This is a genomic window from Deinococcus sp. JMULE3, from assembly GCF_013337115.1.
GTDB lineage: Bacteria > Deinococcota > Deinococci > Deinococcales > Deinococcaceae > Deinococcus.
Genome location: NZ_SGWE01000004.1, coordinates 986,625 through 1,007,756 on the forward strand (window position 1 = coordinate 986,625; position 21,132 = coordinate 1,007,756).

Sequence of the window (21,132 nt, forward strand, 5' to 3'; positions counted from 1 at the left end):
AGCTGGCCGCGCAGCGGACTGAGGGGTTCAGCTGGGCGTGAGGTACCGCGCGGGGTCTTTCAGGAAGCGGGCCTTGCAGTGCGGGCAGCAGAACGCGTAGGTCACGCCCGCGTGGTCCGCCGTGTGTCTGGCGGGCAGGGTGACGGTCATGCCGCACACGGGGTCCACGGCGCTGCCCGCGTCGGTGGGTTCGGCGTTCAGGACGGTCAGGGCGGGCAGGTCCATCACCTGTGCCAGCAGCGCGGACGGCATGGGGGACGGGTCGGCGGGGGTCGGAACGGGCGCGGCCGGTGCCTGTTCAGCGGCGGGAACGGGTCGGGTGGGGCCGGTCGCCTGCCGGTCGAGTTGCACGAGTTCCGCCAGGACGCTCAGCGCCACCTCGTGCGGGGTGCGGGCGCCCAGGTGCAGGCCTGCGGGCGCGCGGATACGGTCCAGGTCGGCGTCGGTGAAGCCGCTGAGCATGGCGAGCGTCTCGCGGACGGTCGCGGCGCGCCGCGCGCTGGCGAGCAGGCCCACCGGGTTCGGCTGTGCGCGCAGCAGCGCCTCCAGGGCCGTCTCGTCGTAGTGTCCCTGGGACGCCACGACGCTCCGCACGCGGGCACGCTGCGCGGCGGGCAGGGCCGACAGGCGCGCCGTCAGGGCACCCAGCGGCACAGCGTCCGGTTCGTCCGGCACCTCGTCGTCGTCCAGCACGCGCCACACCCGGTCACCCATCAGGCCAGCGTGCGCCGCGATGGCCCGCGCGACCGGCGTGCGGCCCACCACGACCAGCAGCCGCGGGGGCAACAAGGGTTCCAGGAACACCTCGCTCTGCCCTTCCGACGCGCAGTTCATCGGCACCGTGACCCGCTCGGCGAAGGCATGCTCGGCGTCCGGCACGGCACCCGGCACGATCCGCACCAGCCGCGCCTGCCCGCCCTGCAGCGCCAGCAGCGCCTGCCGCCGCACGATCTCGCGGGAGCACGCGCCACCCACGAACCCCTCCATACGGCCGTCCGCGTGAATCAGCGCCTTGTCACCCACCTGCGCCGACACCGGCGCGCGGCGCGACACGACCGTCGCCACGACCACCGCCGCGCCCTCACGCGACAACTGCGCCAGCCGCTCGGGCAGGTCCGGAATGAATTCGGTGTCCCCGGTGGGACGCTGGGGATCAGAGGTCATACGGTCTCCTTAGCAGCGGTGTCCAGTTCCGTTGAAGGGCAGACGGCACGCCGTTCAACTCCACTTCCAACCGCTGTTGTGCGCGGGTGCTCGCACTGCTCGTTTCAGGAAAACTGAGAAATCCACTCAGTCCCCCTGAACACCGCTGTCGGAAGCTGCGAGCTCTGAGCCATGAGCTGTGAGCGCCTCTGCTCATAGCCCACAACTCAGAGCTCATCGCCCCTTCCTTCAGTCGCTCGCGGTGGCGCTCTGGGCGTCGCGGACGGCGCGCCAGACTTTCTCGCGGGTCAGGGGCATGTCGATGTGCGTGACGCCCAGGGGCGCGAGGGCGTCCATGACGGCGTTCACGAACGCGGCGGGGCTGCCGACGTTGGGGCTCTCGCCGACGCCTTTGGCGCCGATGGGGTGGTGGGGGCTGGGGGTGACGGTGCTGCCGGTTTCCCAGACGGGGGATTCGACGGCGGTGGGGATCAGGTACTCCATGAAGTTCGGGGCGAGGTTGTTGCCCTGTTCGTCGTAGGGGATTTCCTGCATGAAGGCGATGGCGTAGCCCTCGGTGAGGCCGCCGTGGACCTGCCCCTCGACGATCATGGGGTTGATGACGGTGCCGCAGTCGTCCACGGCGAGGAAGCGGCGGACCTTGACTTCGCCGGTGTCGGCGTCGACGTCCACGACGGCGATGTACGCGCCGTGCGGGAAGGTCATGTTGGGCGGGTCGTAGTACAGGCTGGCTTCCAGGCCGGGTTCGTTCCCTTCGCCGGGGTTGGTGTACGCGGCGAACGCGACGTCTTTCATGGTGACGGAGCGGTCGGGGGCGCCCATGACCTGGAACTTGTGGTCGGTCCATTCGATGTCGTCGGGGGACGCTTCGAGGAGGTGCGCGGCGACTTTCTTCGCTTTCTCGCGGACGCGGCGGGCGGCGAGGGCGATGGCGGCTCCGGCGACGGGGGTGCTGCGGCTGGCGTAGGTGCCCAGGCCGTAGGGGGCGGTGTCGGTGTCGCCTTCTTCCACGAGGATGTTCTCGGCGTCCAGGCCGAGTTCCTCGGAGACGATCTGCGCCCAGGTGGTCTCGTGGCCCTGGCCCTGGCTCTTGGTGCCGGCGCGGACGATGCCGGTGCCGGTGGGGTGGATGCGGATCTCGGCGGAGTCGAACATCTTGATGCCGAGGATGTCGAAGTGTTTGCTGGGTCCGGCACCGACGACTTCGGTGAAGGTGCTGATGCCGATGCCCATGTACTCGCCGCGGGCGCGTTTCTCGGCCTGTTCCTTTCTCAGCTCGGCGTACCCGATCTGGTTGAGGGCCTTGTCGAGCGTTCCGGCGTAGTCGCCGCTGTCGTACGTGAAGCCCAGCGCGCTCTGGTACGGGAAGGCTTCTTTCTGCACGAAGTTCTTGTGGCGCAGTTCGGCGGGGTCCATGTCGAGTTTGCGGGCCAGGATGTCCATGCCGCGTTCGATGGCGTAGCTGGCTTCCGTCACGCGGAACGAGCAGCGGTACGCCACGCCGCCGGGGGCCTTGTTCGTGAAGTACGCGTCGAGTTCGGTGAACGCGACGGGGAAGTCGTAGCTGCCGGTGACGATGCCGAACATCCCGGCGGGGTACTGGGTGGGGTCGGCGGCGGCGTCGAACGCGCCGTGGTCGGCGACCGTCCTGACTTTCAGGGCGGTGACGGTGCCGTCCTTCTTCGCGCCGATGGTGACGTCCATGTGGTAGTCGCGGGCGAAGCCGGTGGTGGTGAGGTTCTCGGTGCGCGTCTCGATCCACTTGACCGGGGTCTTGAGGATCAGCGCGCCGACGATGGCGCACACGTAGCCGGGGTACACCGGGACCTTGTTGCCGAAGCCCCCGCCGATGTCGGGCGCGACCACGCGGATCTTGTCTTCGGGGATGCCGGTCACCAGGGAGATCGCGGTGCGGTACACGTGCGGGGCCTGACTGGTCACGTGGAAGTGCAGGCGGCCCATGGCGTCGAACTGCGCGACGCAGCCGCAGGGTTCCAGCGGGGCGGGGTGGCAGCGCGGGGCGTACACGCGTTCGTTGACGGTGATCTCGGCGCCGTCCAGGGCGGCGTCGGTGCCGCTGCGGTCGCCGCTTTCCCAGTGGTAGATGTGGTTGGTCTTGTTGTCGCGGTCGTCGCGGAGGATGACCTCGTCCTTCATGGCGTCGAAGGGCGTGGTGACCGGGTCGAGGGGCTCGTAGTCCACCTCGACGAGTTCGGCGGCGTCCAGGGCGGCCTCGCGGGTGTCAGCGAACACGGCGGCGACTTCCTGGTGCTGGAAGAGGACCTTGCCGACGGCGAGGACCATCTGCTTGTCGAAGCCGTGGAAGGTGGGCAGCCACCCGAGGTTCGCCGCGACGAGGTCCTCGCCGGTGATGACGGCCTTCACGCCGGGCACGGCCAGCGCGGCCGTCTTGTCGATGGAGCGGATGCGGGCGTGCGGGTAGGGGCTGTGAACGATGACCATGCTGAGCATGCCGGGCAGGCGGATGTCGTCCACGTAGTTGCCGTTGCCGGTCAGGAAGCGCGGGTCCTCCTTGCGTTTCATGCTGCGGCCCACGCTGTAGCACTGCTTCTCGCCGCTGCCGTTGCCGTTGCTGTTGGTGTCGGTGCTCACTGGGCGCCTCCCGTGGCGGTGTCCTGTCCGGTGGCGGCGGCGGTCAGGGCGTCCAGGGGGCTGCCCTGGTCCTCACGCATGACCCGCGCGGCCTGCTGGACGGCCTTGACGATGTTGTTGTAGCCGGTGCAGCGGCACAGGTTGCCGCCCAGGAACTCGCGGACCTCCTGATCGGTGGGGTCCGGGTTGTGCTCCAGCATGGCCTTGGCGGTCATGAGCATGCCGGGCGTGCAGTACCCGCACTGCAGGCCGTGCTGGTCCCAGAACGCCTGCTGCAGGGGGTGCAGGTTGCCGGGCGCGCCGAGGCCCTCGACGGTGGTGATCTCGCGGCCCTCGGCCTGCACGGCGTACATCGTGCAGGACTTGACGGGGGTGTCCCCGTCGAGCAGCACCACGCAGCACCCGCACGAGGAGCTGTCGCAGCCGACGTGCGTGCCTTTCAGGCCGGTGTCGCGGATGGCATAGGCGAGCAGGGTGCGCGGCTCGACGCTCTGGGTGTGGGTCTGGCCGTTGATGGTCAGGGTGACGGTGGTCTTCGCTCCGGTTTCGGCGGTGGTCATGCGGTGGCTCCCAGGGTGACGTTCAGGCGCCCGGCGGCGCGGCGCAGGCCACGCGCGACGAGCACGCGGGCCATGTCCTTCTTGTACTCGGCGCTGCCGCGCGTGTCCGCGAACGGGTCGCTGGCCAGCCGGGCTTCCTCGGCGGCGGCCTGGATCAGCGCCTCGGTCAGGGTCTGCCCGACCAGGATGCGTTCGGCGGCCTCGACGCGCACGGGGCGCGGTCCGGCGGCGGTCAGGGCGACCCCGGCCTCGGTCACGCGGCCCTGCTCGTCCAGCGTGAGCTGCACGGCGGCGGCGGCGGTGGCGTAGTCGCCGACCTTGCGTTCGATCTTGCGGTACGCGCCGTGGGTGCGTTCGCCGGGCGTGGGGAAGCGGACCTCGGTCGCCATCTCGCCCTCGCGCAGGTCGGTCTGGAAGGAGTCCACCAGCCACTCGTCGATGGGCACCTCGCGTTCACCTTCGGGGCCGCGCACGATGACGACGGCGCGGGCCGCGAGGGCCGCCGCGCCCCAGTCGCCGCTGGGGTCGTTGTGGCACAGGCTGCCGACGACCGTGCCGGTGCAGCGCACGACCGGGTCGGCGACGACGTCGCCGGTGTCGGTCAGGAGGCTGTAGCGGGCGCGGACGTTCGCGTCGCGTTCCAGGGTCACGTCGGCGGTCATGGCGCCCACGCGCAGGTACCCGCCCTCTTCCCGCAGGTACTTCAGTTCGCTCAGCGGGCCGATGTCGACGAGAACGGTGGGACGGGCCAGCCGGTAGCGCATGGCCGGGATGAGGCTCTGCCCGCCGGCCAGGATGCGGGCGTCCGCGCCGTGCCGGGCCAGGGCCGCGAGGGCTTCGTCTGCGGAGTGGGCGCGGATGTAATCGAATGCAGCTGGAAACACGTTTTCCCCCTTGAGGACCGGCGTGAGGGCCGGGCGCGCGAACGGCGGGTTGGTGAACTGTACGTTTGACCTTAAAAAGTATGAACCCTTCCTGAAGGTTCGTACAGCAGGAATGACTACAGGACGCCCGGTCAGCAGGCAACGGGCCGCACAGAAAAAACCCACCCCGGTCAGGGTGGGTCTGGGTTCAGGTGAGCGGAGGTCAGTCGTGCGCGCCGACGACCATCTCGCGCGAGGGGGTCTGGTCGCCCCCGGCGGCGTTCGTGTGCGTCTCGGTGAGGATGCCGCTCAGTTCCGGGTGCCCCTCGGCCTTCTTCTGCCTGATGCCGTCGCGGACGTTCCCGGCGAGTTCGCTGGACACCTGTTCGAGGTGGCCGATGAAGCGGTCGGCGATGAAGGCGGGCACGTCGGCCAGCGCGCCCGCGAAGTTCATGGCGAGGCGACCGCGTTCGCCTTCGCTCATGACGCGGTACAGGTCGCGCGGCTGACCGTACAGGTCGGTGTCGTCCTCGGGCCAGCCGTAGCGGTCGGCGAGGCTGCCCAGCGGCATGGGGGGTTCCTGCGGGGTGCCGTCCGCCACGGCGGGGCCGCCGTAGGAGTTCGGTTCGTACACGGGCGTGCCGCCGAAGTTCCCGTCGAAGCGCGTCTGGCCGTCGCGGTGGTAGGTCATGACCGGGCACGCGGCCTTGTTGACGGGCAGCGCGGCGTAGTTGATGCCGATGCGGTAGCGGTGCGCGTCGGCGTAGCTCATGAGGCGCGCCTGGAGCATCTTGTCGGGGCTGGCGCCGAAGCCGCGCGGCATGTTGCTGGGCTCGAACGCGGCCTGCTCGATCTCCGCGAAGTAGTTCTCGGGGTTCTCGTTCAGTTCGAACTCCCCGACCTGCATCAGCGGGTAGTCCGCGTGCGGCCAGACCTTGGTCAGGTCGAAGGGGTTGATGTGGTACGTCTCGGCGTCCTTCTCGGGCATCACCTGGATGCTGACCGTCCACCTGGGGTGCTCGCCGCGTTCGATGGCGTCGAACAGGTCCTGGAAGTGGTAGTCGGGGTTCGCGGCGGCGATCTTCGCGGCGACCTCCTCGGTGAGGTTCTGCACGCCCTGCTGGCTGTGGAAGTGCCACTTCACGTAGAAGCGCTCGCCCTGCTCGTTCCACAGGCTGTAGGTGTGGCTGGAGTAGCCGTTCATGAAGCGGTAGGAGCGGGGCAGGCCGCGGTCGCCGAACAGGTACATGACCTGATGGAGGCTCTCGGGGCGCAGGCCCCAGAAGTCGAACTGCATGGCGTTGCTGCGCCGGCCCGTGACCGGGTGGCGTTTCTGGCTGTGGATGAAGTCCTGGAATTTGATGGCGTCCCGCACGAAGAAGATCGGGGTGTTGTTGCCGACCATGTCCCAGTTGCCGTCCTCGGTGTAGAACTTCAGCGCGAAGCCGCGCGGGTCGCGGACGGTGTCGGCGAAGCCCTTCTCCCCGGCGACGGTGCTGAAGCGGGCCAGCATGCGGCACTCGGTGCCTTCCTTCTGGAAGAGTTTCGCGGCCGTGAGTTCCGGGATGGCGCGCGTGACGCGGAAGGTGCCGAAGGCGCCGCTGCCCTTGGCGTGCACGACGCGTTCGGGCACGCGTTCGCGGTTGAAGTGCGCCATGCGTTCGAGCAGGTGCCAGTCCTGCAGCAGCACGGGGCCGCGCTGTCCGGCGGTCAGGCTGTTGGTGTTGCTGGGGACCAGATTCCCGGAGTGGTTGGTCAGGGGCGCGCCGGGGGCCTGGGGCGCGGTGGTCTGCATGTCGGGGGATTCGGTGGGGGCGTAGGACGCGGCGTTCTTCTCGGGCATGGCGCACTCCTGGGTTCGGTGGGGGCGAGGTGGCATCGGACCCCCCAAACTTAATAGGAATGCTTCTCAATAAAGTGAGGGGGACGTCAGACTTCCATGAAGCTCTCCCTCACGCCGTTCTCACGGACGCCGTTCGATCACGTACGACCGCCCACCCTGCACACCCACCGTCACGCGCGCCGCACCGTCCTCCACACGCACCTCGCACGACTGCGCCTGCGCGGGCAGCGGCCCCGGCACGGCGTCCACGCACGCCTGCGTGAACCCCACGTTCGGCGACGGCTTCCCCGCCAGCACAGCGTCCGCCACGCGCGCCGCGTAATCCCGCACGCCCCGCCCCTGCCACGCCAGCGTCGCCACCACCACACCCACCAGCGCGAAGAACACCACCAGCACCGCCACGAACGTCCGCAGACTGCGCGCCCGCATCTCCGGAGTCACCTCGCGCAACTGCCCATCCCCACGCAACCCCGGCCCCCCCGGCTGAGCGGTCGGCTGGGCAGCTGGCTTGGCGGACGGTCTGGCAGGCGGGCGGGGACGCGGACTCACCCCCTCACCCTAGCGCCGCGGGCAGGCAGGGTACACTGACCCCCATGAGCAAGGTCATCATCATCGGAGCGGGCGGCGTCGCCAACGTCGTCGCCAAGAAATGCGCCCAGAACGACAGCGTCTTCACCGAAGTGCTGATCGCCACCCGCACCGTCGCCAAGGCCGACAAGATCGTCGCCGAGATCAAAGAGCACATGCCTGACAGCAAGGCCGTGTTCACCACCGCCACCGTCGACGCGGACAACGTCCCCGAACTCGTCAAGTTGATCAACGACTTCGGCCCGAAGATGGTCATCAACGTGGCCCTGCCCTACCAGGACCTGACCATCATGGACGCCTGCCTGGAAACCGGCGTGCACTACCTCGACACCGCCAACTACGAACCCAAGGACGTCGCCAAGTTCGAGTACTCCTGGCAGTGGGCGTACCAGGACCGCTTCCGCGAGAAGGGCCTGATGGCGCTGCTCGGCTGCGGCTTCGACCCCGGCGCCACCCAGGCGTTCACCGCGCACCACGCCAAGCACCACTTCCAGGAAATCCACTACCTGGACATCGTGGACTGCAACAACGGCAACCACGGCAAGGCCTTCGCCACGAACTTCAACCCGGAAATCAACATCCGCGAGATCACCGCCAACGGCCGCTACTGGGAAAACGGGCAGTGGGTCGAAACCCAGCCCCTGGAAATCAGCCAGGACATCTACTACCCCAAGGTCGCGACCCGCAAGAGCTTCGTGCTGTACCACGAGGAACTCGAGTCCCTCGTCAAGCACTTCCCGACCATCAAGCGCGCCCGCTTCTGGATGACCTTCGGTGAGGCGTACATCAAGCACCTGAACGTCCTTGAAGGCATCGGCATGACCTCGATTGAACCCATCGACTTCCGCGGCATGAAAGTCGCCCCGATCGAGTTCCTGAAAGCCGTGCTGCCCGCCCCCGAAAGCCTCGCCGCCGGGTACAGCGGGCAGACCTGCATCGGCGTGCAGGCCAAAGGCATCGGCAAGGACGGCCAGCCGAAGGTGCACTTCGTGTACAACGTCAAGGACCACGCCGACTGCTACCGCGAGGTGCAGGCGCAGGGCGTCAGCTACACCACCGGCGTGCCCGCCATGATCGGCGCGATGCTGATGCTTCAGGGCGAGTGGATGCAGCCCGGCGTGTGGAACGTCGAGCAGCTCGACCCCGATCCCTTCTTCGACGCCATGAACAAGTGGGGCCTGCCCATCAGCGAACTGGCCGACATCGAACTCGTCAAGGACTGAACCGCACCGTCAGGACCGTGCGCCGCTCCCTCCCCGGGCGGCGCACGTCCTTTTGTGCCCCCGGTACACTGCCCGCATGCACTTCCTGCTGCTGTACCGCGACCTCGTCCCCGACTACGTCACGCGGCGCGAACCGCTGCGGGCCGCGCACCTCGCACACGCGCAGGCCGCCGCCGACCGGGGCGAACTATTGCTGGCAGGCGCGCTGGCCGACCCGGTGGACGGCGCTGCCCTGCTGTTCCAGGGCGACACCCCGGACGCCGCCGAGCAGTTCGCCCGCACCGACCCGTACGTGCTCGGCGGCCTGGTGGGCACCTGGGAGGTGCGGCGCTGGCACACGGTGATCGGGGCGGGCGCCGCGCACCGGCCCTGACGGCTATTCCAGCCGGTCGAGGCGCTGCCAGCCGGTGCGGAGGCTGAAGTACGTGCCGAGGACGGTGGCGAGCAGCAGGCCGATCAGTCCGAGGATGCCTTCGAGGGTGGTCAGGGCGCTGTAGCCGGGGAACAGGTCGGGGCGCAGGACGCTGCCGGCGGCGGGCCGGGCGAGCAGGAGGAGGCACAGGACGGAGTACGCGAGGCTGAGGCCCATGAAGGCGAGGCCGCCGGGGCTGACGCCGATCTCGGCGGGGTTGTCCGCGTCGAATTTGGGCGCGGCGGCGCCGAGGCCGACGCCGAGCGCGGTGATGACGAGGGCGTTGCTGACGCTGACCAGCGCGCTGAGCAGGTAGAGGGTGGGGCCGAGGTTCATGGCGGCGGCGCTGGCGAGGCCCATGACGAGGCCGACGGTCAGGGTGACCGGCAGGACACCCAGGAATTTGCTGAGGACGATCTGGCGGGGCTGGATGGGCGCGGTGCGCAGCAGCCAGTAGCCGCGCGCCTCGGTGCTGACGGCGGGGAACGCGAGTCGGACGGCGATGCCCGCGATGATGAAGCCCTGGAAGGCCAGCTGGATGTACCCGAGGATGCCCCGGAACTGCGGCACGGGGATCGGGACGGCCTTGACGCTCACGAGGTACACCCCGGCCAGCGCGACGACGACGAGCAGCTGGCTCCACTGGGTGGGGTCGCGCATGGTGACGCGCAGGTCCTTGCTCGCGAGCGCGCCGCCGGAGCCGAGGCGGGTCAGGAGGCGTTCGGTGAGTCCGGCGCGGCGTGGGCGCGGGTCGAGTCTGGGGGTGCTGGAGTCCAGTGCGCGGGCCCAGCCGTCCTGGTAGGCCTTCGCGGCGAGGAGGGTCGCGCCGAGGAGCAGCGTAACGGTGAGCAGCAGCAGCGGCAGCAGCGGCGCGGCGAGCTGGCCGTGCGCGGCCTGCCAGATGCCCTGCGCGGCCCAGGACGGGGGCAGCAGGGGGCTGCTGGGTCCGGCGAAGTCGCGCAGCAGCGCCTCGACCTTGGTGGGGTCCTGGAGTTTTTGCACGAGCACCTCGGGCCGCAGGGCGCGGATGGCGTATACCAGCGCGGCGCTGATGACGACGCCCAGGCCGGTGCTGACCTCGCGCACGCGGCCAACGGGGGCGACCCGCATGAGCAGCACGGCCAGCAGCGCGCCCAGCCCGACGGGCGCGGCGAACACCAGCAGCGTGGCGAGGATCATGACCGGGTACGCCCAGACGGGCGCGTGGAAGTACGCGGCGACCGTCAGCAGCAGCGGCACGGTCAGGAACACGGGGACCAGCGCGGCATTCAGGAACGTCTCGGTGACCTTCAGCGCGAACACGCGGGTGGTCCTGATGGGCTGGGTGAGCAGGAAGTTCAGGTCGTCGCTGAGGTACAGGGTGCTGATGGCGGCGGTCGTGGCGCTGAAGGTCACGCCGCTGGCGAGGGTGATCAGGCCGATCTCCAGCACGCGGGAGAAGACGTTCAGGCCGATGTCGCCGAAGCGGCCCAGGAACGTCAGGGCCTTCCAGGTGCCGACCACCTCACCGATCACGAGGAGCAGGGCCAGGGTACCGACGAGCGCGTAGCCCCACTTCGGCGCCTTGCGGATGGTGTGGCCCAGCGCGCGGAGTTTCAGGGCGCTCAGGCTGGGCGGCGCGGTGCGGGCGGGTCGGGGGGCGGGCGTGACGGTCAAGCGCCCACCCCGGCCACCCCGGTTTCCTCGCGGGCGCGGCGCTGTTCCTCCAGTTCGTCCTCCAGCAGGCGGAAGAAGATGCGTTCCAGGCTATCGCCGTGCACGCCGCCGGCCTCGGTGCCGGTGCGGGCGCGCAGGTCGTCCATGCTGCCCTCGCCGAGCACCTTGCCGCGGTCCAGCACCACGAGGCGGTCGCAGACGGCCTCCGCGACGGGCAGCGAGTGGGTGGTCAGCAGCACGGTGCGGCCCCGGTCGGCGTGCGAGCGGAACAGGTCGCGCACCTGCCGCGCCGCGTGCGGGTCGAGCCCCACCATGGGTTCGTCCACGATCAGCACGGGCGGGTCGGGCAGCAACGCGGCGACGATCGCCACCTTCTGCCGCATGCCGTGCGAGTACGTCTCGATCAGCTCGTTGCCGAAGTCGGTCAGGCGGAAGAATTCCAGCCAGCGGTCGATCTCGCTGTCCGCGTTCGGCACCTGATACAGCTGCCCCACGAAGCGCAGCAGTTCCCGCGCGGTCAGCTTGCCGTACAGGTACGGGCGGTCCGGGATGTACCCGAACGCCGCCTTGGCCTTCACCGGGTCGCGCCACACGTCGAAGCCCGCCACGCGCACCGTGCCGCTGCTCGGGCGGGTCAGGCCGACCAGCGCGCGGATGGTCGTGGTCTTCCCCGCCCCGTTGCTGCCCAGCAGGCCGAACACCGCGCCGGGCTGCACGGTGAACGACAGGTTGCTGACGGCCTCGTGCCGCCCGTAGCGTTTCGTATACCCACTGACCTCGATCATGAGAGGCAGCGTACGCCCGCGCCTCTGACGCCGCAGTCACATTTGCCGGGAGGAGGGGCAGCGCACCCGTCCCCCCTCCCGGCCCTGGTCAGTCCTGGCGGCTCAGCCAGCCGGCCAGCCACGGGAGCTTGACCTGCACCTTCTCGCGCAGGCCGCCCCAGTAGCGGCGTGACCAGCCGTCGAGGTTGCGCTGCTTGCCGCGCGCGACGGCCATGGCGCCCTCGGGCACGTCGTCGTGGACGGCGCTGCCCGCCGCGATGAACGCCGCGTCCCCGATGACACGCGGGGCGATCAGGGTGCTGTTGCTGCCGATGAACACGCCGGCGCCGACAGTGGAGCGATGCTTGTTCACGCCGTCGAAGTTCGCGACGATGGTCCCCGCGCCGACGTTGGTTTCCTCGCCGATCTCCACGTCACCCAGGTACGCGAGGTGCCCGGCCTTCACGCCCTGGGCCAGCCGCGCGTTCTTGGTTTCCACGAAGTTCCCGATGTGCACGCCGCCCGCCAGGACGGTGCCGGGACGCAGGCGCGCGAAGGGCCCCACGTCACTGCCGGTGCCGACCACCGCGCCATCCAGGACGCTGTGGGCCTTGATGGTCACGCCCTCTTGCAGGGTGCTGTCGGTGATCACGCTGTACGGGCCGACGGTGACGCCCTCTGCGATGCGGGTGTCGCCGCGCAGGATCACGCCGGGTTCCAGCGTGACGTCCCGGCCGATCTGCACGGTGTCCTCGATGTACACCGTCTCGGGCATGTGGATGGTCACCCCGGCGCGCATGTGCTCCTGCGTGATGCGCGCGCGGATGATGCTCTCGGCCTCCGCGAGACCCGTGCGGTCGTTGGCGCCCATGACCTCGCCGGGGTCGGTGAGTTTGAAGGCGTGCACCTCGGCGCCCTCGGCCTTGTACAGGCCCAGCAGGTCGGTCAGGTAGTACTCGCCGCTGGCGTTGTCGTTCGTGATGCGGTGCGCGAGGTCGGTCGCGCGGGCGTCCATGAGGTACACGCCGCTGTTGAATTCCCGCACGGTGCGTTCCAGCGGCGTGGCGTCCTTCTGCTCGACGATGCGTTCCACGTTCCCCTGCTCGTCGCGGATGATGCGGCCGTACCCGGTGGCGTCCGCGAGTTCCCCGGTCAGGACCGTGAAGGCGCTGCCGCGCGCGCGGTGGTCCCCCAGCAGGGCGGCCAGGGTGTCGGGGCGCAGCAGGGGCGTGTCGCCGTACAGGACCAGCACGTCGGCGTTCGCGTGGTCGTCCAGCGCGTCCAGACCCTGGATGAAGGCGTGCCCGGTCCCCAGCTGCTGCTCCTGCCGGGCGAACACCACGCCGCTGCCCTGCAGCGCGGCCTCGACCCGGTCGGCACCGTGGCCGGTCACGACGACCACGTTGCGGGCACCCAGGTCACGGGCGGTCTTCACGGCCCAGGCGACCATCGGGCGGCCCGCGACGGGGTGCAGGACCTTGGGCAGGCTGGATTTCATGCGGGTGCCCTGCCCGGCGGCGAGAATCACGACGTCCAGCGGACGGATCTGTTCAGTCATAGCCTGCCCACTGTACCAACCCGCCTGTCAGGACGCGTGCGGCCCCGCCTGACCCCGCCAAGAGGAGGAGGGTGACCCCGGACGTGGGATCACCCTCCTGGCATGCCGTGGGGAATCAGGCCGTGACTTCGGCCGGGGCCGTCTGGGCGGGCGCGCCCCGGCGGCGCAGGCGGATCAGCATCCAGATGCTCACGATGATCAGCGGAATGCTGATGATGTGCGTGTCCGTGAACAGGCCGATACCGGGCGCGTCCAGGCCCTGGTTCAGGTACGCCCTGGGCGACAGGGGGTTCAGGCGGAAGGTCTCTTCCCACCCGGCGCGCAGGATGGAGTACCACAGCCAGAACTGCCAGAACGCCCAGCCGGGGATGCGGCTGCGCAGCCAGAAGTACGCGGCGACCGACAGGATGATGCCGATGATCACGCCGTACAGCTGCGCGAAATGCACGGGCGCCGTCATGACGAGCTGCCCGCCGATCTGCTGGCAGTACTGCGACAGGTCCATGTCCGGGTTGGCGTTCGGGACGCACATGCCGTCATGGAAGGCGCGGGCGCTGGCGGGCCACTGGTACCCGATGGGCCAGCCGGTCACGCGGCCGACCGTGTCGGTGCCGTTCATGATGTTCCCGATGCGCCCGCCGATGATCCCGAACGCCACGCCGGGCACGCACAGGTCCGCGTAGCGGTAGAAGTCCATGCCCTTGCGGCGGGCGTAGTACAGCATCACGAGAATGCCGCCGATCAGGCCGCCGTGAATGCTGATGCCGCCCTGGCGGAGGTTCACGATGTCCAGCAGCACGCGGGGGAAGGGGGTGTTCTCGAACTGGTTCCAGGACGTCGCGACGAACACGATCCGGGCGCCCACGAGGCCCCAGACGATCATCCAGAGGATCATGTCGTTGAAGAGGTCGACGTTCAGGCCGCGTTCGCGGGCCATGCGCGTGCCGACCCACACGCCGGCCACGATGCCCAGGGTGATGAGCACGCCGTACCAGGCAATGGTGAAATTGCCGATTTGCAGAAAGATGGGATCCATAGGTCGCCTCGCAGTGTAGAGCCTGCGGCACCGGAACGCGGCCCGCCTGTCACAGGACAGGGGGCCGCGCAGGACGGGATGGTCAGAAGGTCAGGGGGGCGGGCGTCTCGGTGTCCTCGGTGGGCACGACGCGGAACACGCGCGACAGGATGACGCTCAGTTCGTACAGGACGTACAGGGGCACGGCGACGAGCATCATGTTCATCGGGTCGGGCGTGGGCGTGATCACGGCGGCGGCGATCATGATGACCACCAGCGCGATCCGCCACCCGGCGCGCAGCATGGTGTGGTTCACGATGCCGATGCGGGTGAGGATCACGGCCAGGATGGGCATCTCGAAGGCCAGCCCGAACGAGATCAGGAACGTCATGACCACCCCGATGTAGTCGCGCAGGTTCAGCAGTGGCGTGACGGTCCCCGCCAGGAAGTCCAGCAGGAAACCGACCATGGTGGGCAGCACCAGGAAGTACCCGAACACCGCGCCGCCCAGGAAGGACAGTCCGGCGCCGATCACGAACGGCAGCGCCCAGCGGCGTTCCTGCGGGTACAGGCCGGGCGCGATGAAGCCCCACACCTGCCCCAGGATGAATGGCAGGGCCACCGCGAAGCCCGCCCAGAACGAGAGGCTCAGGGAAAGCAGCAGCTGGTCGGTCAGGCCCTGGGTGACCACCTGCACGACATTCGCGCGGTACTGCTCGCTGGCCTGGAGGGGCACCTTGACGGCCTCGATCAGCTGCACGCGGAACTGGAACGCGACGATCAGGCCGACGGCCAGGAAGATCACGCTGATGATGATCCGCTTGCGCAGCTCGTCCAGGTGATCGAACAGCGGGGCGCTGCTCAGTTCTTTGGTGGGGGTGGACATCACGCGCTCCTTGCCGGGGCTCAGCGGCGTTCGCTGACGGGATCGCTGACCGGGGTGACGGGCGTGGCGGTCACGGGGTCCAGGGGGCGCGAGGGCACGTCGGTGACGTCGTCCTTGTGGTGCGTCTCGCGTTTGAATTCCTTGATGCCCTGCCCGAGCCCCTTGCCGAGTTCCGGCAGTTTCTTGGCTCCGAAGATGAGGGCGATGACGGCGATGATCAGGATGATTTCCAGGGGTCCGAAGCTCATGGTGTACTCCTTGGCTGTCCGGGTCGGATCAGCAGTGTGGGGTCTGCGGGGTGGGGTGCGTCTCACCCTGAAGGTATGCGAGTCCGGGCGGATTGGATGGAGGACAGCTCACCTATCAAACCTTAATGGCACTTGGTCAAATGACGGTGAAGGCGCCGCGCTGCCCCCAGCGTGCCCCGGCAGGCGCGGTCCAGATGCCCCGGCCCTCCCCCTGCGCTGCATGGATTCCGTCTGTTTCTTTGACAACCCGGAACATCACCGGGTCGTCAACTCCACGCCCGGACTCCTCTCTGTTTCTCCTCTGCGGGGCAGCTCTGCGAGTCGCATCCGCTCGGATGGAATGGTCCTTGCGAACCATTCCATCCGAGTCCGTTCAGATGCTCCAGCCGCCGTCCACGAGGATCTCCTGCCCTGTGATGTACGCCGCTTCCTTGGTGGCCAGGAACGCGACGGCGGCCCCCACCTCGTTCGGTTCGCCGAAACGCCGGGCGGGAATGCGAGCCTTCAGGCGCTCGGCGTCGGCCGGGTCGGCGTGCAGGGCGTTCAGGCGTTCGGTGGCGGTGTAGCCGGGCGCGACCGTGTTGCAGGTGACGCCGTCGGCGGCGACTTCCAGCGCCAGGGTCCGCAGGTGGTTCGTGACGGCGGCGCGCATGGCGTTGCTGACCGGCAGGTTCAGCGCGGGGCGGCCCACGGTCAGGCTGGTCACGGCGATGATGCGGCCCCAGCGGCGCTCGCGCATGCCGGGCAGCACCGCCGTCGCCAGTCGGGCGGTGCTCAGGAACGTCGTCTGGAAGCCCTGCCCCCACGCTTCCTCGGTGACGGCGCTGGGCTGCGCGGGGGGCGGCCCGCCCGCGTTGCTGACGAGGATATCCACCTGCCCGGCAGCCTCCACTGCCGACGCCACACCTTCCTGCGTGCTCACGTCCGCCACGACCCAGCGCGCGCCGATGGCGTCGGCGGCGCGGCGCAGCACCTCCTCGTTGCGGGCGGCGAGCATCACCTGCGCGCCCAGGCGGATCAGATCGTGCGCGGCGGCCAGTCCGATGCCGCGGCTCCCGCCGGTCACCAGGGCGCGTTTCCCGTTCAGCTGAAAGAGGCTCATGCGCCGAGGGTACACCGCGTGGGCCGCCCACACGGCAGGCGGAACTGGCATGCTCGGGGCTATGGGCTGCGACATTCACGAGTATTACGAGATCCGCCGGAACGGCGTGTGGGAGCCAGCCGACCTCAACCCAATGCCGGACACCAGCGGAATGAGCCTGGAAGAGGAAAACCGGCTCATTGAAGCCCACTGGGCGCACCCGCTGGAGCTGGGCCGGGATTACGACCTGTTCGCGCTGCTGGCCGGCGTCCGCAACAGCATCGAGATCGAGCCGATCGCCGCCCCGCGCGGCCTGCCGGGCGATCTCAGTGCCGCCCTCCAGGCCGCCTGGGCAGAAGCGGAGATCTGGTGTCACCACCCGTCGTGGCTGACGCTGGACGAACTGCTGCGCTTCGACTGGGATCAGCCGCTGCGGGATCTCGACCTGAGCGAGGTGAGCGTGAACCGCCGCCGGGAACGGGAGGTGCGCACCTACCGCGACCTGGGGCAGGCCACGGGGCTGCTGAGCCGCGTCGTCCCGTACCTTCAGACTCGGGTGGCGGACCCGGCGGACCTGCGGCTGGTGTTCTGGTTCGACAACTGACCGGCCCGGACGCCGGGCAACGGTGCCCCTCTCGCCATGTGGCCTGCGGGGGGCGGCTATCCTGCGCGGGATGCGGGCTCAGAATGTCCTGAAGGGAACCGGGTCGGGGGCGCTGCCGCCGATGCTGGAGCAGTACGTGCGGATGCGGGACGAGGTGGCGGCGCAGCTGCCGCACGCGCTGCTGCTGTTCCAGGTGGGGGATTTCTACGAGACGTTCGGGGAGGACGCCGAGCGCACCGCGCGGCTGCTGGGGCTGGCGTTGACGCACAAGAGCAGCCGGGATTTCAGTACGCCCATGGCGGGCATTCCGCTGCGGGCGCTGGACAGTCACGTGGAGCGGCTGCTGGGGTGCGGGGTGTGCGTGGCGGTGGCGGATCAGGTGGAGGAGCCGGGCTCGGGCCTGATGGACCGCCGCGTGACGCAACTGCTGACGCCGGGCACGGTGACCGAGGAGCGGCACCTGGGCGCGGACGAGAATTACCTGGCGGCGGTGGCGACCGGGGACGGGTACGCGCTGGCGCTGCTGGATGTGAGTACCGGGGAGTTCCGCTGCGCGGCGTTCCACACGCGGCTGGCGCTGTACGACGAGCTGGGGCGCTGCCGGGCGCGGGAGGTGCTGCTCGCGCCGGAACTGTCCGGGAACGCCGCGCTGCTGGCGGATTTCCAGGCGCGGTTCCCGGTGATGCTCTCCCCCGCCAGTTTCGAGGAGGCGGACGCGCACGAGGCGCTGCGGGTCACGCTGGGCGAGGTCCCGGCGAGTCTGTCGTCGGGGGCGCTGCGGCGGGCGTGCGGGGCGGTGCTGGGGTACGCGCGGGTGACGCAGCAGGGGCGGCTGGACATGGTGCGGCGCGTCGTGCGCTTCGAGCCGGGCGCGCACATGCGGCTGCCGGACGCGGCGGTGCGGGCGCTGGAGCTGTTCCAGGCGCAGTCCCCGCAGGGCCGCACGCTGACGGACGTGCTGGGGCAGACGCGCACGGCGGGCGGGCGTCGGCGCCTGCGGGCGTGGCTGCGCGCGCCTCTGCTGGACGAACTGAGCATCCGCGCGCGACTGGACGCGGTGGAGGCCTTCACGCGCGCGCCGGACCTGCGCGGCGCGGTGCGGTCGCTGCTGTACCGCGCGCACGATCTGGAGCGGCTCTCGGCGCGGGTCTCGACCCGGCGGGCCGCGCCGCGCGAGGTGGCGGCGCTGGCCCGCACGCTGGACCTGCTGCCCGAGGCGACCGAACTGCTGGGCGCGCAGGGGGGCCTGCTGGGCGGCGTGCGCGATCGGCTGTCGGCCCTGCCGGACGTCGTGACCCGCATCCGCGCCGCGCTGGTGGACGAACCGCCCATCCGCGTGGGAGACGGCGGCCTGATCCGTGACGGCTTCCACGCCGAGCTGGACGAGCTGCGCGCCGCCGCGATCGGGCACCGCGCGTGGCTGGCGGACCTGGAGGTCACCGAGCGGCAGCGCACCGGGATTGGCAGCCTGAAGGTCGGGTACAACAGCGTGTTCGGGTACTACCTGGAGGTCACGGGCGCGCACCTGGGCAAGGTGCCCGCCGATTACCGGCAGGTGGCGACCCTGAAGGACCGCGCGCGCTTCACCCGCCCGGACCTGCGCGAACGTGAACGTGAGATCGCCCGGCTGGAGGCCGCCGCGAGCCGCCTGGAGCAGGAGGTCTTCACCGAGCTGCGTGACAGTCTCGCCGCGCACGCCGAGGCGCTGGCGGACGCCGCCGGGGCGCTGAGTGAACTGGACGTCCTGGCCGCGCTGGCCGACGTGGCCGCCGAGCACGGCTGGATCCGCCCCGTGACCAGTGACGGTCCGCTGCGGCTGGTGCAGGCGCGGCACCCGGTCGTGGAACGCAGCCTGGGCGGACGGTTCGTGCCGAACGACGTGCACCTCGACCCGGCGCGGCGCGCGGTGCTGCTGACCGGACCGAACATGGCCGGGAAAAGCACGTACCTGCGCACGGCGGCTCTGTGCGCGCTGCTGCATCAGATCGGCTCGTTCGTGCCCGCCGACCACGCCGAACTGCCCGTGTACGACGCCGTGCACACCCGCATCGGCGCGAGTGACGACCTCGCGGGCGGACGCTCCACGTTCATGGTCGAGATGAGCGAACTCGCCGCGATCCTGCACGGCGCGACGCACGCCAGCCTCGTGATCCTCGACGAGATCGGGCGCGGCACCAGCACCCTCGACGGGCTCGCCATCGCGCAGGCGGCGCTGGAACACCTGCACGCCGCCGGGGCGCACACGCTGTTCGCCACGCACTACTTCGAACTCACCCGCCTGGAAAGTGACCTGCCCGGCCTCGTGAACCTCCACGTCGCCGCCGAGGAGGACGCCGCCGGGAGCGGGGGCCTGACCTTCTACCATCAGGTCGTGCCCGGCGCGGCCCGCCAGAGTTACGGCGTGGAGGTCGCCCGCCTCGCCGGACTGCCCGGCGCGGTGACCACCCGCGCCGCGCGCCTCCTGACCGCGCTGGGCGCGCAGGGGGCCGACACGCGCCTCACGCGGGAACTCGCCACGCTGGATCTGGCGCGGCTGACGCCCATGCAGGCGCTGGACCTGCTGCACCGCTGGCAGCGCGAGGTCACGGGAGCAGAGACCACACCGGGCTGAGGAACACGCAGGCGCAGAATGGGCGCATGACGACAACCGGTCTGGGTGGGGCGGCGCTGGGGGCGTTCCGGGCGCGGTTCGGGGAGGCGCTGAGCACGGCGGACGCCGCGCTGGACGCCCACGGGCGGGACGAGAGTGGTCTGGAGGTCGTGCGGCCCGGCGCGGTGCTGTTCGCGCGGACCGAGGCGGACGTGGTGGACGCGCTGGCGCTGGCACGGGAGTTCCGGGTGCCGGTGGTGCCGTTCGCGGCGGGCAGCGGCCTGGAAGGGCAGCTGATCCCGCCGCCGGGCGCGCTGAGCCTGAACCTGAGCGGCATGACGCGCGTGCTGGAGGTGCGTCCGGGGGCGTTTCAGGCGACGGTGGAACCGGGCGTGACGTATCCGCAACTGAACCGCGCCGTGCGCGCGCAGGGGTTGTTCTTCCCGGTGGATCCGGGCGCCGAGGCGACGCTGGGCGGCATGGCGTCCACGAACGCGAGCGGCACGGCGGCCGTGCGCTACGGGACGACACGGGAGAACGTGCTGGCGCTGCGGGTGGCGCTGATGGACGGGCGGGTGCTGTCGCTGGGCAGCCGGGCGCGCAAGAGCAGCGCCGGGTACGACCTGCGGCACCTGTTCCTGGGGGCGGAGGGCACGCTGGGCGTGATCACGGAGCTGACGGTGAGGTTGTGGCCGCTGCCGTCGGCGCGGCTGGCGCTGCGCTGCGCGTTCCCGGACGTGCCCTCGGCGGCGTGGGCGGCGACGGCGGTGATGGGCGTGGCGGCGCAACCGGAACGGCTGGAACTCATGGACGCGCGCGGCCTGCGGGCCGTGAACCGCCACCTGGGCCTGACTGAGCCGGAGGTGCCGACCCTCTGGATCGAACTGGCCGGTGCCTCGGCGGGGGCGCTGGAGGACGTCCGGGCGCTGTGCGAGGAGCTGTGCCGCGACGCGGGCGCGCTGAACGTGCGGGTCGCCCGGCAACCGGAGGACCTGGAGGCCCTGTGGCGGGCGCGGCACCACGCGTTCTACGCGCTGAAGGCGCTGTATCCGGGCGAGGCGTTCCTCAGCACGGACCTGTGCGTGCCGCTGGACGCCCTGCCGGAGATCCTGACCTTTACCGAGGACGGGCTGCGGGCAGAGGGCCTGGACGCGAGCGTGCTGGGCCACGTGGGGGACGGGAACTTTCACGTGCTGTTCCACGCGCCGCGCGGCTCGGGCGACTGGGCGCGGATCGAGGCACTATACGCGCGGCTGGTCGAGCGGACGCTGGCGCTGGGCGGCACGTGCAGCGGCGAGCACGGCGTGGGCCTGCACAAACGCCGGTTCCTGCGCGCCCAGCACGGCGACACGGTGGAGCTGATGCGCGAGGTGAAGACCATGCTGGACCCGCTGAACCTGCTCAATCCGGGGAAGGTGCTGCCCGACCCGGCCTGATCGCGACCTGGGGCGGAAAGTGTCGGCC

At 70.1% G+C, this 21,132-nt stretch carries 18 protein-coding genes; 5 read left to right on the top strand and 13 right to left on the bottom strand.

Features of this window, described 5'->3' with window-relative positions; genetic code table 11:
* Nucleotides 1-27 precede the first annotated feature (27 nt).
* The 6 genes from EXW95_RS07675 to EXW95_RS07700 form a co-directional block, all read right to left on the bottom strand.
* Complete coding sequence (locus tag EXW95_RS07675) at nt 28-1,164, bottom strand: XdhC family protein (protein WP_174366950.1); 1,137 nt, start codon at nt 1,162-1,164, stop codon at nt 28-30.
* A gap of 228 nt (nt 1,165-1,392) precedes the next feature.
* Nucleotides 1,393-3,777, bottom strand: a complete 2,385-nt coding sequence (locus EXW95_RS07680) for an aerobic carbon-monoxide dehydrogenase large subunit (protein ID WP_217449177.1) — start codon at nt 3,775-3,777, stop codon at nt 1,393-1,395.
* On the bottom strand, nt 3,774-4,337 hold the full coding sequence (locus EXW95_RS07685) for a (2Fe-2S)-binding protein (RefSeq protein WP_058977801.1): 564 nt from the start codon (nt 4,335-4,337) through the stop codon (nt 3,774-3,776). Before EXW95_RS07685 ends, EXW95_RS07680 begins: the two co-directional genes overlap by 4 nt.
* Nucleotides 4,334-5,221, bottom strand: a complete 888-nt coding sequence (locus EXW95_RS07690; RefSeq protein WP_174366951.1) for a xanthine dehydrogenase family protein subunit M — start codon at nt 5,219-5,221, stop codon at nt 4,334-4,336. The genes EXW95_RS07685 and EXW95_RS07690 overlap by 4 nt, the downstream gene beginning before the upstream one ends.
* A gap of 202 nt (nt 5,222-5,423) precedes the next feature.
* Nucleotides 5,424-7,043, bottom strand: a complete 1,620-nt coding sequence (locus EXW95_RS07695) for a catalase (RefSeq protein WP_217449178.1) — start codon at nt 7,041-7,043, stop codon at nt 5,424-5,426.
* A gap of 120 nt (nt 7,044-7,163) precedes the next feature.
* On the bottom strand, nt 7,164-7,472 hold the full coding sequence (locus tag EXW95_RS07700) for a hypothetical protein (RefSeq protein WP_174366952.1): 309 nt from the start codon (nt 7,470-7,472) through the stop codon (nt 7,164-7,166).
* 164 nt (nt 7,473-7,636) lie between these two features.
* Here EXW95_RS07700 and EXW95_RS07705 point away from each other — a divergent pair, with 164 nt between their 5' ends.
* Nucleotides 7,637-8,854, top strand: coding sequence for a saccharopine dehydrogenase family protein (locus EXW95_RS07705; RefSeq protein WP_174366953.1), 1,218 nt, complete (start codon nt 7,637-7,639; stop codon nt 8,852-8,854).
* Nucleotides 8,855-8,930: 76 nt separating this feature from the next.
* Complete coding sequence (locus tag EXW95_RS07710; protein WP_174366954.1) at nt 8,931-9,227, top strand: YciI-like protein; 297 nt, start codon at nt 8,931-8,933, stop codon at nt 9,225-9,227.
* A gap of 3 nt (nt 9,228-9,230) precedes the next feature.
* On the opposite strand, the gene EXW95_RS07715 is transcribed toward EXW95_RS07710, so the two are convergent.
* The 7 genes from EXW95_RS07715 to EXW95_RS07745 all read right to left on the bottom strand — a co-directional run bounded on the left by EXW95_RS07715 (nt 9,231) and on the right by EXW95_RS07745 (nt 16,495).
* Entirely contained in the window at nt 9,231-10,922 is a 1,692-nt protein-coding gene (locus EXW95_RS07715) for a hypothetical protein (protein WP_254605546.1), read from the bottom strand.
* The gene (locus tag EXW95_RS07720; RefSeq protein WP_174366955.1) at nt 10,919-11,707 is read right to left on the bottom strand and encodes an ABC transporter ATP-binding protein; all 789 of its coding nucleotides are present in this window, start codon (nt 11,705-11,707) and stop codon (nt 10,919-10,921) included. The genes EXW95_RS07715 and EXW95_RS07720 overlap by 4 nt, the downstream gene beginning before the upstream one ends.
* Nucleotides 11,708-11,795: 88 nt before the next feature.
* The gene (gene glmU, locus EXW95_RS07725) at nt 11,796-13,244 is read right to left on the bottom strand and encodes a bifunctional UDP-N-acetylglucosamine diphosphorylase/glucosamine-1-phosphate N-acetyltransferase GlmU (protein ID WP_174366956.1); all 1,449 of its coding nucleotides are present in this window, start codon (nt 13,242-13,244) and stop codon (nt 11,796-11,798) included.
* A 115-nt stretch (nt 13,245-13,359) separates the two neighbouring features.
* Entirely contained in the window at nt 13,360-14,280 is a 921-nt protein-coding gene (gene lgt / locus EXW95_RS07730) for a prolipoprotein diacylglyceryl transferase (RefSeq protein WP_174366957.1), read from the bottom strand.
* Nucleotides 14,281-14,362: 82 nt separating this feature from the next.
* Nucleotides 14,363-15,145, bottom strand: a complete 783-nt coding sequence (tatC, locus tag EXW95_RS07735) for a twin-arginine translocase subunit TatC (protein WP_174366958.1) — start codon at nt 15,143-15,145, stop codon at nt 14,363-14,365.
* A gap of 20 nt (nt 15,146-15,165) precedes the next feature.
* Nucleotides 15,166-15,393, bottom strand: a complete 228-nt coding sequence (gene tatA / locus EXW95_RS07740; RefSeq protein ID WP_174366959.1) for a twin-arginine translocase TatA/TatE family subunit — start codon at nt 15,391-15,393, stop codon at nt 15,166-15,168.
* Nucleotides 15,394-15,766: 373 nt separating this feature from the next.
* Nucleotides 15,767-16,495, bottom strand: a complete 729-nt coding sequence (locus EXW95_RS07745; protein ID WP_174366960.1) for an SDR family oxidoreductase — start codon at nt 16,493-16,495, stop codon at nt 15,767-15,769.
* Nucleotides 16,496-16,544: 49 nt separating this feature from the next.
* Here EXW95_RS07745 and EXW95_RS07750 point away from each other — a divergent pair, with 49 nt between their 5' ends.
* The 3 genes from EXW95_RS07750 (at nt 16,545) to EXW95_RS07760 (ending at nt 21,104) form a co-directional block, all read left to right on the top strand.
* Nucleotides 16,545-17,078: a hypothetical protein gene (locus EXW95_RS07750; protein ID WP_174366961.1), complete on the top strand. Its 534-nt coding sequence runs from the start codon at nt 16,545-16,547 to the stop codon at nt 17,076-17,078.
* 70 nt (nt 17,079-17,148) lie between these two features.
* Entirely contained in the window at nt 17,149-19,689 is a 2,541-nt protein-coding gene (mutS, locus tag EXW95_RS07755; RefSeq protein WP_174366962.1) for a DNA mismatch repair protein MutS, read from the top strand.
* Nucleotides 19,690-19,715: 26 nt separating this feature from the next.
* Complete coding sequence (locus EXW95_RS07760; protein WP_254605548.1) at nt 19,716-21,104, top strand: FAD-binding oxidoreductase; 1,389 nt, start codon at nt 19,716-19,718, stop codon at nt 21,102-21,104.
* Nucleotides 21,105-21,132 lie beyond the last annotated feature (28 nt).

Excerpts from the sequence above, each read along its gene's own strand:
- EXW95_RS07675 (WP_174366950.1), bottom strand. The coding sequence starts at position 1,164 with ATGACCTCTGATCCCCAGCGTCCCACCGGGGACACCGAATTCATTCCG.
- EXW95_RS07685 (WP_058977801.1), bottom strand. The coding sequence starts at position 4,337 with ATGACCACCGCCGAAACCGGAGCGAAGACCACCGTCACCCTGACCATC.
- EXW95_RS07695 (WP_217449178.1), bottom strand. The coding sequence starts at position 7,043 with ATGCCCGAGAAGAACGCCGCGTCCTACGCCCCCACCGAATCCCCCGAC.
- EXW95_RS07700 (WP_174366952.1), bottom strand. The coding sequence starts at position 7,472 with ATGCGGGCGCGCAGTCTGCGGACGTTCGTGGCGGTGCTGGTGGTGTTC.
- EXW95_RS07705 (WP_174366953.1), top strand. The coding sequence starts at position 7,637 with ATGAGCAAGGTCATCATCATCGGAGCGGGCGGCGTCGCCAACGTCGTC.
- EXW95_RS07710 (WP_174366954.1), top strand. The coding sequence starts at position 8,931 with ATGCACTTCCTGCTGCTGTACCGCGACCTCGTCCCCGACTACGTCACG.
- EXW95_RS07720 (WP_174366955.1), bottom strand. The coding sequence starts at position 11,707 with ATGATCGAGGTCAGTGGGTATACGAAACGCTACGGGCGGCACGAGGCC.
- glmU (WP_174366956.1), bottom strand. The coding sequence starts at position 13,244 with ATGACTGAACAGATCCGTCCGCTGGACGTCGTGATTCTCGCCGCCGGG.
- lgt (WP_174366957.1), bottom strand. The coding sequence starts at position 14,280 with ATGGATCCCATCTTTCTGCAAATCGGCAATTTCACCATTGCCTGGTAC.
- tatC (WP_174366958.1), bottom strand. The coding sequence starts at position 15,145 with ATGTCCACCCCCACCAAAGAACTGAGCAGCGCCCCGCTGTTCGATCAC.
- tatA (WP_174366959.1), bottom strand. The coding sequence starts at position 15,393 with ATGAGCTTCGGACCCCTGGAAATCATCCTGATCATCGCCGTCATCGCC.
- EXW95_RS07745 (WP_174366960.1), bottom strand. The coding sequence starts at position 16,495 with ATGAGCCTCTTTCAGCTGAACGGGAAACGCGCCCTGGTGACCGGCGGG.
- EXW95_RS07750 (WP_174366961.1), top strand. The coding sequence starts at position 16,545 with ATGCTCGGGGCTATGGGCTGCGACATTCACGAGTATTACGAGATCCGC.
- mutS (WP_174366962.1), top strand. The coding sequence starts at position 17,149 with ATGCGGGCTCAGAATGTCCTGAAGGGAACCGGGTCGGGGGCGCTGCCG.
- EXW95_RS07760 (WP_254605548.1), top strand. The coding sequence starts at position 19,716 with ATGACGACAACCGGTCTGGGTGGGGCGGCGCTGGGGGCGTTCCGGGCG.